The organism is Lysobacter sp. CC-YZS074, from assembly GCF_056739745.1.
This window is the reverse complement of sequence record NZ_CP200301.1, coordinates 829,247-840,479: the sequence shown is the minus strand read 5'-3', so window position 1 is coordinate 840,479 and position 11,233 is coordinate 829,247. Positions and strand designations below refer to the sequence as shown.

General features: G+C 70.6%; 8 protein-coding genes and 2 pseudogenes. 2 read left to right on the top strand and 8 right to left on the bottom strand.

Going from position 1 to position 11,233, the window contains the following annotated elements:
* Positions 1–26: 26 nt before the first annotated feature.
* The 5 genes and pseudogenes from U8331_RS03580 to nudE all read right to left on the bottom strand — a co-directional run bounded on the left by U8331_RS03580 (position 27) and on the right by nudE (position 4,299).
* Positions 27–1,316, bottom strand: coding sequence for a sensor histidine kinase (locus U8331_RS03580; protein WP_481132260.1), 1,290 nt, complete (start codon positions 1,314–1,316; stop codon positions 27–29).
* 16 nt (positions 1,317–1,332) lie between these two features.
* Positions 1,333–2,043, bottom strand: coding sequence for a response regulator transcription factor (locus U8331_RS03575; RefSeq protein WP_481132259.1), 711 nt, complete (start codon positions 2,041–2,043; stop codon positions 1,333–1,335).
* An 89-nt stretch (positions 2,044–2,132) separates the two neighbouring features.
* Positions 2,133–2,957 (bottom strand): annotated as a pseudogene (gene mazG / locus U8331_RS03570) (nucleoside triphosphate pyrophosphohydrolase); the annotation flags it as partial.
* Positions 2,957–3,772, bottom strand: a complete 816-nt coding sequence (gene cysQ, locus U8331_RS03565; protein WP_481132258.1) for a 3'(2'),5'-bisphosphate nucleotidase CysQ — start codon at positions 3,770–3,772, stop codon at positions 2,957–2,959. The pseudogene mazG and the gene cysQ, both read right to left, overlap by 1 nt.
* Complete coding sequence (gene nudE, locus U8331_RS03560; RefSeq protein ID WP_481132257.1) at positions 3,754–4,299, bottom strand: ADP compounds hydrolase NudE; 546 nt, start codon at positions 4,297–4,299, stop codon at positions 3,754–3,756. Before nudE ends, cysQ begins: the two co-directional genes overlap by 19 nt.
* A gap of 80 nt (positions 4,300–4,379) precedes the next feature.
* Between nudE and bioA the strand changes: the two genes are divergently transcribed.
* Entirely contained in the window at positions 4,380–5,783 is a 1,404-nt protein-coding gene (bioA, locus tag U8331_RS03555; protein ID WP_481132256.1) for an adenosylmethionine--8-amino-7-oxononanoate transaminase, read from the top strand.
* A complete protein-coding gene (locus U8331_RS03550; RefSeq protein WP_481132255.1) occupies positions 5,774–6,511 on the top strand; it encodes a 16S rRNA (uracil(1498)-N(3))-methyltransferase in 738 nt (245 codons plus the stop codon). Before bioA ends, U8331_RS03550 begins: the two co-directional genes overlap by 10 nt.
* 8 nt (positions 6,512–6,519) lie before the next feature.
* On the opposite strand, the gene U8331_RS03545 is transcribed toward U8331_RS03550, so the two are convergent.
* The 3 genes and pseudogenes from U8331_RS03545 to U8331_RS03535 all read right to left on the bottom strand — a co-directional run.
* Positions 6,520–7,011, bottom strand: a complete 492-nt coding sequence (locus U8331_RS03545; RefSeq protein ID WP_481132254.1) for a chemotaxis protein CheW — start codon at positions 7,009–7,011, stop codon at positions 6,520–6,522.
* Positions 7,012–7,037: 26 nt separating this feature from the next.
* Positions 7,038–8,687 carry a chemotaxis protein CheB gene (locus tag U8331_RS03540; protein ID WP_481132253.1) on the bottom strand — a complete coding sequence of 550 codons (1,650 nt, stop codon included), beginning with the start codon at positions 8,685–8,687 and terminating at the stop codon, positions 7,038–7,040.
* Positions 8,677–11,022 (bottom strand): annotated as a pseudogene (locus U8331_RS03535) (response regulator); the annotation flags it as partial. The gene U8331_RS03540 and the pseudogene U8331_RS03535, both read right to left, overlap by 11 nt.
* Between the last annotated feature and the right edge of the window lie 211 nt (positions 11,023–11,233).

Sequence of the window (11,233 nt, the reverse complement as noted above, 5' to 3'; positions counted from 1 at the left end):
TCATCTCCGTCTGGGGCGGGTGGCGCTCAGCCGAGGAAGCGGATCGTCGCCACGGTGCCCTTGCCGGCCTCGCTTTCCAGGGCCACCGGCCACCCCATGCGGTCACCGAGTCGCCGCGCGATCGACAGGCCCATGCCCTGGCCGAGCTCGCGGTTCGGGTCGGCGCGGTAGAACGGTTCGAACGCGCGCGACAGGATCTGCGCATCCATTCCGATGCCGCTGTCGCGCACCTCGATCCGGTCGGGCGAAAGGCGGACCTCGATATCGCCGTGGTCGGTGAAGTGGGCGGCATTGCTGAGCAGGTTGCCGAGCATCACCGCCAGTACGTGCGGCGGCCCGAACAGCATCGGCGCGCCGTTGTCGACCACCTCGATCGCCACCGGTTTGGACTGCAGCAGCGGGCGCACCCGGTCGACCTGGTCATGCACGATGTCGCGCACATCGAATTCCGCGCTCTGCGGGGCGACTTCGGCTTCGCGGGCCAGGATCAGGAAGGCGTCGATCACCGCTTCCATGTCGCGTCCGGCGCGCTGTACCCGCATCAGCGAACGCAGGGTCCTCGCGGAGGTGTCGGGATCGGCCAGCATCATGTCGGTGGCGACCCGGATCACGGTCAGTGGCGTGCGCAGTTCGTGGCTGGCATCGCGGGTGAAATCGCGCTCGCGCTCGACAAAGTCGGCCACGCGCTCGGCCAGGCCGACCAGGGCCCGCGACAGTCTGCGGACCTCGGTACCGGCCTCGACGGGCAGGTTGCGTGGCCGGATCGCCTCGGCGTCCGGGTCGCGCGGATCCCACTTCGACACCACTCCGGCCAGCCAGCTGACCGGCGCGACCAGCCGCTTGGACGTGCGGTAGGTCATCCAGGAAAGCAGGTAGGTGGTCAGCAACGACAGCACCAGCGACACCAGCCCGGTCATCACGATGGCGCGGTCGATGTGGCTCGCCTCGAAGGTCAGGTAGAACGTGCCTTCCGGGCGACGGTCGACCAGCACGTCCAGTCGCTTGCCGGCCGCACCGGGCAGACGCCGTGGGTACACGCCGGGATCGAGCCCCCGCAGCTCACGAGGGGCGGCGCGATCGCCTGCCGACGCCGGCATCACGTAACCCGCCATCGTCGAGTTCCTCGGCAGCGGGTAGGCCGGACTGGCCGCGCGGCCGATCCAGAACAGATCCGCCTCGCGCTGCATGCGCTCGGTCACGACGTGGTGGCGCACGCCCAGTCCCGCCAGCAGGATGCCGGCGGTGATCACGATGCTGCCCAGCAGGGCCTGCAGGATGAAGGCCAGCTTGATCCGGCGCGGGAGACCCTGCGTCATGGAACCGAAACGACCCTCACTCGGGCGGCTGCGAGATGTCGGCAACCCGGTAGCCGGCCGATTGCACGGTGTGCAGCAGCTGCTTGTCGAAGGGCTTGTCGATGGTCTTGCGCAGGTTGTAGAGGTGGCTGCGAAGGGTATCCGAATCGGGCAGGCCGTTGCCCCAGATTTCCCGCTCGATTTCCTGCCGGCTGACCACGCGCGGCGACTCGCGCATCAGGATCGTCAGCAGGCGCAGGCCGATCGGCGAGAGCTGCAGCTCGCTGCCGCCGCGGGTCACCCGCAGGCTGGCGGGGTCCAGCACGAGATCGGCGACCTTCAGCACCTCGCCGCCCACCTGCCGGCGTTCGCGGCGGATCAGCGCACGCAGGCGCGCTTCCAGTTCCTGGATCGCGAACGGCTTGGTGAGGTAGTCGTCGGCGCCGGCCGACAATCCGGTGAGCTTTTCGTCGAGCGTGTCCCGCGCGGTCAGCATCAGCACCGGCGTGGACTTGCGCGCTTCCTCGCGCAGGCGCTTGCAGACCTCGGTGCCGTCCAGGCGCGGCAGCATCAGGTCGAGCACGATCACGTCGTAGCTGTTCTCGGCGGCAAGGCGGTAGCCATCGAGCCCGTCGGCGGCGAAATCGACCTCGAAACCACGGCTTTCCAGATACTCCCCCACCATTTCGGAGATGTTGCGGTTGTCCTCCACGATGAGGACGAGCCCCCCGTCACGCGTACCCTGCATAAGTCTTCTCCACCTTCAGTTTTGTGAAGGCTGCCGGCGGTCAGGTCTACATTGCGTGAAGGTCATCCGGGGTTGGCCGCGTCGTCCACTTCGGCGCTCTTCACCGCCTGCCAGTAGCCCTCCTGCGCGGCCAATGGCTGAGCGGCCAGGGACGTTCCGTGCTGCGCGGCAAGCCGCTCCATCGCGCGGAAACGCCGCTCGAACTTGCGGTTGGCGCGGCGCAGTGCGCTGCCGGCATCCACCTCCGCGTGGCGCGCGAGGTTGGCGGCCACGAACAGCAGGTCACCGATCTCGTCCTCCAGCCGCTCACGCACGCCGGCATCGCCAGGCGCGGCATCCAGCGCCGCGAACTCGGCTCGGACCTCGTCGATCTCCTCGTGCAGCTTGGCGATGACCGGCGCCGGCCCGGGCCAGTCGAATCCGATGCGGGCCGCGCGCTTCTGCAGCTTGATCGCGCGCTGCCACTCGGGCAGGCCGCGCGCGATGCCGGCCAGCGCGGAGGTGTCGGTCTCACCCGCGGCCTCGCGCTCGCGTTGCTTGAGCGCCTCCCAGGCGCCGCCCTCCGCCTGGGTGTCGACCGCCTCGCCCGCGTCGTTCGCGAAGACGTGCGGATGGCGGCGCACCATCTTGTCGCCGATCGCCGCGGCCACGTCGGCGAAGGTGAAGTCGCCTTGCTCCTGCGCCATGCGCGCATGGAACACCACCTGCAGCAGCAGGTCGCCCAGTTCGTCGCGCAGCGCCCCCATGTCACCGCGATCGATCGCGTCGGCGACTTCGTAGGCTTCCTCGATCGTGTACGGCGCGATGGTCGCGAACGTCTGCTGCACATCCCACGGGCAGCCCGTGTGCGGGTCACGCAGGCGTTCCATGATCGCGAGCAGGCGTTCGAGGTTGCGGGCGTCGGCCCCCGGCATCACAACGCGCCCCACTCGCGCCACGGCAACGCCGGGTCGCCGAGGGCGACGAACTCGCCGTTGAGCAGGCTGTCGCGCCGGTTGTAGCGGAACGGCCGCCCCTGCAGGTCGAGCACGCATCCGCCGGCGCCCTCGAGCACCGCCTGCGCGGCGGCGGTGTCCCACTCGCTGGTCGGGCCGAAGCGGGGATAGACGTCGATGTCGCCCTGCGCGAGGCCGCAGAACTTCAGCGAGGACCCCAGGCCGACCGGCTCGACATGGCCCATGCGGTTGATGAAGTCGATCGTGCGCTGGTCACGGTGCGAGCGGCTGGCCGCCACGCGCAGCGGTGCGGTGGCGGGGGCACGGACCCGCACCGCGAGATCCGGACCGTCACCGTCGCGGCGGAACGTGCCGAGTCCTTCGCCGCCATGCCAGAGCGCGCCCGTCACCGGCGCCTGGACCACGCCGAAGGTCGCCACGCCGTCCTCGATCAGTGCGATGTTGACGGTGAACTCGCCATTGCGCTTGACGAACTCGCGGGTGCCGTCGAGCGGATCGACCAGCCACAGGCGCGGCCACGCACGACGCTGTGCGGTGGTGATGCCGGCGGACTCCTCCGACAGCACCGGGATGTCCGGGGTCAGCCGGGCAAGGCCGTCGACGATGCAGTGGTGCGCGGCCAGGTCGGCGGCGGTCACCGGTGAGCGGTCGTCCTTGTGCCGGACCGCGAATTCGCTTTCGTAAACCTTGAGGATCTCGGCCGCGGCGGCACGCGCGATGGCGATGACGCTCTCGCGCAGTCGGGGGTCGTTCTTCATTGGTTGCGCAACCATTCCCTTGCGATGAACAGGGCCGCGATGCTGCGGCCCTCGGAGAAGTCCTCGCGCAGGATCAGCTCGTGCAGGGCATCGAGTCGCCACGGCACGAGTTCCAGCGGTTCCGGCTCGTCGCCGGGCAGCCGCTGCGGATAGAGATCGCGCGCGAGCACGAGGTGGGTGACGTGGCTCATGTAGGTCGGCGCGAGGGTGAGCTCGCGCAGGCGGACCAGCGATCGGGCGCCGTAGCCGGCCTCTTCCTTGAGCTCGCGGTCGGCGGCCTGCAGGGGCGTCTCGCCGGAATCGATCCGCCCCTTGACCAGGCCCAGTTCGTAGCGATGCACGCCGGCGGCGTACTCGCGCACCAGCAGCGCGGTGTCGTCATCGAGCATCGGCACCACCACCACCGCACCGTGGCCGCGGCCGTGCAGGCGCTGGAACTGGCGCCGCTCACCGTTGCTGAACTCCAGGTCCAGGTGCTCGACGCGGTAGGGGCCGCTTTCCTCGGCGGTCACCTTGTGGATGGTGGGCAACGACCGGCTCATCGTCGCTCCGGGGCCGGGAGGACCCGCGGCGGATGAGGGGCGATAATGGCGGGATGCGAGAGACCAATCACGATGCAACGATGCTAGCAGAGCCCGGCTTCGGCCAAGCCGCCGCGGCCGCCTGGCGCGACCGGGACCTGGCGGTGCTGTGGCACCCCTGCACGCAGATGCGCGAGCACCCCGACACCCTGCCGCTGCTGCCGATCGCACGCGGAGAAGGTCCGTGGCTGATCGGCCGCGACGGCCGGCGCTACCTGGACGCGGTGAGCAGCTGGTGGGTCAACCTGTTCGGACACGCCGAACCGCGCCTGGCGGCGGCCATCGCCGAGCAGGCGGGCACCCTGCAGCACGTCATCCTCGCCGGCTGTTCGCACGCCCCGGCGGTCGAGCTGGCCGAGCGCCTGCTGGCGATCGCACCGCGCGAGCCCGGGCGCGCGCCGCTGGCCAAGGTGTTCTACGCCGACAACGGCTCGGCCGGGGTCGAGGTCGCACTGAAGATGGCCTTCCACTGGTTCCGTAACCGCGGCGAGGAGCGCCGGACGAAGTTCGTCGCGCTCGAGGGCGGCTACCACGGCGAGACGCTCGGGGCGCTCGCAGTCGGCGACATTCCGCTGTACCGGCGGGTCTACGCGCCACTGTTGACCGAGGCCCTGTTCGCCCCCTCGCCCGACGCCTTCCTCGCGCAGCCGGGGCAGAGCGCGACCAGCCACGCCGAAGACGCCGCCGACGCGCTGGCACGGCTGCTCGACCACCACGCGGGTGAGGTCTGCGCGCTGATCCTGGAACCGCGGGTGCAGTGCGCCGGCGGCATGCGCATGCACGACCCGGTCTACCTGAAGCGCGTACGCGAACTGTGCGACGTCCACGGCGTGTTCCTGATCGCCGACGAGATCGCCGTGGGTTTTGGCCGCACCGGCACCATGTTCGCGTGCGAGCAGGCCGGCATCGCGCCCGACCTGCTGTGCCTGTCCAAGGGGCTCACCGGCGGCACCCTTCCGCTGTCCACGGTGCTGGCCACGCAGGAGCTGTACGACGGCTTCCTCGACGACTCGCGTGAACGCGCGTTCCTGCATTCGCACAGCTATACCGGCAATGCCCTGGCCTGTGCCGCGGCACTGGCGACGCTGGACATCTTCGACAGCGACGACGTGATCGCGCGCAATCGCGGGACCGCCGCGCGGATGGGCGAGCTCGCCGCGCCGTTGCGGGACCACCCGCACGTGGCCGATGTACGCCAGGCCGGGATGATCGTGGCATTCGAACTGACCCGGAACGGGGACCGCCGGACTCCGTTCGCCCCCTCCGCCCGAGTCGGCCTTCATGCCTACCGTGCGGCACTGGAGCGCGGCGTGCTGTTGCGGCCGCTGGGCGACACCCTGTACTGGATGCCGCCCTACACCGTGGATGAGGAGGCGCTGACGCTGATGGCCGACACCACCGCGGCCGTGATCGACGTCGCGCTGCGGGAGTCCGGATGCGCCTGACCCGACTCCACGTCGATCTGCCGTTGTCGCCGGGCGCGGACGTCGCATTGCCGGAAGGTGCCGCCGCGCACCTGGTCCGCGTGCTGCGGCTGGGCGTCGGCGACGCCTGCGTGCTGTTCAACGGGAACGGTCACGACTACGCCGCCACCGTGGCGGCCACCGGCAAACGCGAGGTGCGGGTCCGGGTCGGCGCCGCCACGAAGATCGACCGCGAGTCGCCGTTGCGCATCGTGCTGTTGCAGGGCATCGCCCGTGGCGACAAGATGGACCTGATCCTGCAGAAGGCCACCGAACTGGGCGTCGCCGGTATCCGCCCGCTGAGTTCGCAGCGCAGCGAGGTCAAGCTGGACGAGGCCCGGGCCGGCAAGCGCCTGGCGCACTGGCGCAGCGTGGTCGCTGCGGGATGCGAGCAGAGCGGGCGGACGACGGTCCCCGAGGTCACGCCGCCGGCGCCATTGGCGGAGGTGCTGGCATCGCTCCCTGCAGGCGGCCTGCGATTGATCCTCGACCCCGAGGGCAGCCTCGCGTTTGCCACGCTCGCGCCGGGACCCGAGGAACCGTTGGTGCTTGCGGTGGGTCCGGAAGGCGGCTGGTCGCCACTGGACCGGGAGCAGCTGCTCGGCGCCGGCTTCCGCGGCCTGCGCCTGGGTCCACGCATCCTGCGCACCGAAACCGCCGGACTGGCCGCGATCGCGGCGCTGCAGGCGCGTTTCGGCGACCTCGCCTGACTCGTCCGTCAGGCCGCCTCGGCCGCCTGGGCCAGCGCCCCGGCGACCAGGGCTTCCACCGCGACCAGGTCGGGCACGAAGGCGCGGTCGTGGTTCAGGCTGACACGCGCCTGCACCCCTGTCGGCAGCTCGCCGCCCTCCTCCAGCACCAGTGCTTCGCGGGAGACCGTCACCAGTCGCGGGAAGCCCTGGGTCAGGATGGCGAAGTACGGCGCCTTGGGATTGCCGCCGAGCGCCTTGAGCACGATGACCTTGCTGCCGAGGCCGGCCTGTTCCCGGCCCAGCCCCGCCAGTTCGGCGAAGCTGACCAGTGGCAGCTGCCAGCCGCGCCAGCGGATCCGTCCGAGCAACCAGGAAGGGACGCCTGCCAACGGCTCCGGCGGTGCGAACGACAGCACCTCGGCGGTGGTGGCGTTGGGCAGCAGCAGGCGCGCGCCGGACAGCTGGATCAGCACGCCGCGGATGTCGGCTTCGTTGTCGAAGGGAGCGGGGTTGGACATGTTCGAATTCCTCGGTGCGTGCCGGGTCAGGCCCAGCGCTCGGCCAACCGGCGCGCGAGCTCTGCCGGCGGCGCGGTGTCTCCACCCCGCGCGGCGAGTGCGGCGGATGCGGCGGCGTCGTAGCAGCCATCCGCCGCTTGGCCGGCGACCAGGGCACCGGCCCAGCTGTGGTTCATCACCGCGTCCAGGTGCGCCGCGTCGCTGCCGCTGAGCAACAGGACCGCGCTGTCGGCCGATGGCAGGCACGACAGCAGGTCGCCACTGTGGTCGAAGCGCAGCTCGGCGGTAATGCCGATGTCGGCCGGAAGAATGTAGACGAAGCCCGGTTGCGCGGCCGCCCCGGGTTCCGCCAGTTCCACCGGCAGCGGGGTGGCGCGCTGCATCTGCGCGACCAGTTTGTCGTAGCGCGCGCCGTCCAGACGCTGCTGGATGAGCACCGGCCGGGCGAAATCCGGCGGCAGTGCGCCGAGCAGCTGCCGGACCGCATCAGGCCCGCCGATGCCGGCCAGCACCACCACCGCGCCGGATGGCTGCTCCGGACCACGCACCGGGCTGTCATCCACCAGGGCCAGTCCGGCGATCCTCTGTTCGAGGTCGCGCAGGTCGTGCTGGAAGCGGCTGTGGACGTCGCGGGACTCGGGGGCCGGGGCAGTGCCGTCGTCCAGGCTCAGCGGTCCGAAACCGCCCGTCGAGGTCGGTTGGTCCTCCGCTGCGAAGTCGGGAGTCGATTCGTCGGTCGCGAATGGCTCGGCAGGAAGGGCGGTGTCTTCCCACGGCGCTGGCACCGCGCTCACGTCGACATCGAATTCCGGAAGCGGCGTGCCTGCCTCCTCGGCCAGCAGCGGATCGAAGGCGAAACGCGTCTCCGGCACGTCCAGCGTTGACGTGGCGACCGGATCGTCGAAAGCATCGACCCCGCCGCCATCGCCAGGCGGATGATCGGCATTGCCGCCGGCAAGGCCGGCCTCGATGGTGTCCAGATCAAAGTCGACGGAGAGCGTTTCGCTACCGGCCGCTGCGTCGCCGTCCAGTTCCGCCAGCACGGGGTCGAAAAAGCTGTGCTCTGCGATGGCCGGATCGAACGAGGCTTCGAGGGTGATCGTCGGCTCGGCAGCCGCGCCTGGGCCGATACCTTCGCCTGCATCGGCGGGGATAAAGGCGACGCTCTCCACCTGCGCCTGCACGACATCGAGATCGACATCGAGCCTCGCCGCGTCGAAGCCGGGCGCGGTTTCGGCGTCGGCAATGCCATCGTCGGTGAAGCCCAGCGGCGGCGAATCTTCAGACCCGCTGGCCGGAGCGATCTCCGCCTCGTCCGGCTCCCGGCCCGGGGGCAACACATCGCCGTGACGCTGCAACTTGGCCACCAGATGGCGCTGCCAGCGGGCCACGTCCCACCCCTCGCGCGAGGCGGCCAGCTCGGCTTCCTCGTAGATCACGTCGATCGCGGGATCGAACAGCACCTCGTCGAAGCGGTCGAGCACGTCCTCGGTGACCGGGTCGAGCGCGATGAGTACCGCCTGCGGCGCGGCTTCGACCAGCACCGGCAACGCCAGCTCGGTGGGATCGGCCTCGAGCACCCGCTGCGCGCCGGATTCATCCAGCACGCCACGCAGGCGTTCGCGCGCGACGCCGGGACGCGCCAGCAGGGCGACGCGCAGCGGCTCAGCCGCCATGGCGACGCTCGATCCCGAGCAGTTCGTATACGTTGCGCATCAACTCCGGCTCCTGGTACGGCTTGCCGAGGTAGCGGTTCACGCCGATGTCCATCGCGCGCTGGCGGTGCTTGTCACCCGTACGCGAGGTGATCATCACGATCGGCACGTTCTGCAGGCGCGGGTCGGCCTTCATCTGGGTCGCCAGCTCGTAGCCGTCCATCCGCGGCATCTCGATGTCGAGCAGCATCAGGTCGGGCACGACCTCGGCCATCCGCTCGAGCGCGTCGACGCCGTCCTTTGCGGTGGCGACTTCCAGGTTGTGGCGTTCCAGCACGCGACCGGTGACCTTGCGCATGGTGACCGAGTCGTCGACCACCATCACCAGCGGCACCTGGCGCTGCTCGACCGCCGGCGCCGGCGCAGCGCGCATTTCGCGCGGCAGCGCGACCTGGCGGCGCACCAGCGGGGCAACGTCCAGGATCACGACCACGCGGCCATCACCCATGATCGTCGCGCCGAAGATGCCCGGCACCGAGGCGACCTGCGGGCCGACCGGCTTGACCACGATTTCGCGGTTGCCAAGCACCTGGTCGACGGTGACCGCCGCGTGCAGGTCGCCGGAGCGGATCAGCAGCACCGGCATCTGCAGGTGGCCCTCGGCCTTGGCCGCGCCGTGGCCGACCAGCTGGCCGAGGTCGTGGACCGCGTAGTCCTCGCCACCGTAGCGGTAGGTGGTTTCACGCGGTTCGCCGTGGGCGTCCAGCAGGTCGTCGCGGGCGATGCGGCCCACGCCGCGGACCGAGGCGATCGGTACCGCGAAGGTGGTCTCGCCGATACGGACGAACACCGCCTGGGTGACCGCCAGCGTCTGCGGCAGGCGCAGGGTGAAGCGCACGCCCTGGCCCGGGGTGGAACGGATGTCGAGCGAGCCGCCGAGCTGGCGCACTTCGCTGGCGACCACGTCCATGCCGACACCGCGGCCGGCCAGGCGGCTGACCTCGTCGGCGGTGGAGAAGCCCGGCTCCAGGATCAGCGCATCGAGGTCGGAATCGCCCAGCGCCGCGTCCGGACGCACCAGCCCCCGCTCCTCGCCGCGGCGGCGGATCGCCTCGCGGTTGAGGCCGCGGCCGTCGTCGGCCACTTCCAGCACGACTTCCGAACCTTCGCGGCGGATCGCGATGCGGACGCTGCCTTCCTCGCCCTTGCCGGCGCGCTTGCGCTCGTCCGGCGTCTCGATGCCGTGGGCGACCGAGTTGCGCAGCATGTGTTCCAGCGGCGCGGTCATGCGCTCGAGCACGTTGCGGTCGAGTTCGCCCTGCGAGCCGTCGAGCTTGAGCGCGACCTGCTTGCCCAGTTCTCCCGAGGCCTGCCGGATGACGCGGCGCAGGCGCGGCAGCAGCGCGTCGAACGGCACCATGCGCGTGCGCATGAGGCCTTCCTGCAGTTCCGAGCTGACGCGCGACTGCTGCAGCAGCAGGGTTTCGTACTGGCGGGTCAGGTCGTCGAGGGTCAGCTGCAAGCTGTTCTGGTCGGCCGCCGATTCGGTCAGCGCGCGCGACAGCTGCTGCAGGTTGGAGAAGCGGTCGAGTTCGAGCGGGTCGAACTGCTGCTCGCCGTCCTCACCCTCGCGCTGGTAGCGCGCGACGATCTGCGCCTCGGTTTCCATCTCCAGCCGGCGCAGCTGGTCGCGCATGCGGGTGTTGGTCGCCGCCATTTCGGCGATGGCGCCGCGGAACGCGCCGAGCTGCTGCTCAAGGCGGGCGCGGTAGATCGCCACCTCGCCGGCGTAATTGACCAGGCGGTCGAGGAGGTCGGCGCGGATACGCACCTGCTCCTGCGGGGCGCGTACGCCGATGTCGTCCTCGTCGCCGGGTTGCGTCTCCTCGAGCGGCGCCGACAGCGGCGCGAGGCCTCCGGCCGTGGGCGTGGCCAGCGGTGCCGATACCAGCGGCGCGACCGGCTTGGCTGGCTGCTCGGGGGCTGCCGCGGGCGCGGGTGCCGGAGCCGCCGGCCGCCCGATCGCGTCGCCGGTGTCGCGCAGCAGGCTCTTGCCGCGGGAGCGGGCGTCGAACTCCGCGATCATCCGCTCGGGCATCGCGATCGCACGGCGGTCACCGACCCGGGTCACCATCGCGTGCAGGCGGTCGAAGCCGCGTTCCAGCAACGGAATGCCGTCGTGGCCGAGTTCACAGCGCTGGTCGACCACCGCTTCCAGCAGCGACTCCATGACGTGGCCCAGCTCGCCGACCGCCATGATGCCGGCCATGCGCGCGCCACCCTTCAGGGTATGCAGGTCGCGCTGCAGGCCGACCAGGGTTTCACGTTCCTCCGGCGCATCGCGCAGTTGCGCCAACAGCCCGTCGGAGTGGTCGAGCAGGTCGCCGCCTTCTTCGACGAAGATGTCGACCAGTTCCGGGTCGAGGTCGGCGAGGTCCAACGCCTCGTCGGGGTCCTGGACGTCGGCCAGGCTGGCGGCGAGCAGGGCCGCGACAGCGGAGTCGATCGCCGCTCCTGCTTCGGTTCCAGGGTCGGTTTCGGTTTCGGAGTCGACTTCGGCCGAAGCT

Coding starts and splice junctions, on each gene's coding strand:
- bioA (WP_481132256.1), top strand. CDS start 4,380: ATGCTAGCAGAGCCCGGCTTCGGCCAAGCCGCCGCGGCCGCCTGGCGC.
- U8331_RS03580 (WP_481132260.1), bottom strand. CDS start 1,316: ATGACGCAGGGTCTCCCGCGCCGGATCAAGCTGGCCTTCATCCTGCAG.
- U8331_RS03575 (WP_481132259.1), bottom strand. CDS start 2,043: ATGCAGGGTACGCGTGACGGGGGGCTCGTCCTCATCGTGGAGGACAAC.
- nudE (WP_481132257.1), bottom strand. CDS start 4,299: ATGAGCCGGTCGTTGCCCACCATCCACAAGGTGACCGCCGAGGAAAGC.
- U8331_RS03545 (WP_481132254.1), bottom strand. CDS start 7,011: ATGTCCAACCCCGCTCCCTTCGACAACGAAGCCGACATCCGCGGCGTG.
- U8331_RS03540 (WP_481132253.1), bottom strand. CDS start 8,687: ATGGCGGCTGAGCCGCTGCGCGTCGCCCTGCTGGCGCGTCCCGGCGTC.
- U8331_RS03550 (WP_481132255.1), top strand. CDS start 5,774: ATGCGCCTGACCCGACTCCACGTCGATCTGCCGTTGTCGCCGGGCGCG.
- cysQ (WP_481132258.1), bottom strand. CDS start 3,772: ATGGTTGCGCAACCAATGAAGAACGACCCCCGACTGCGCGAGAGCGTC.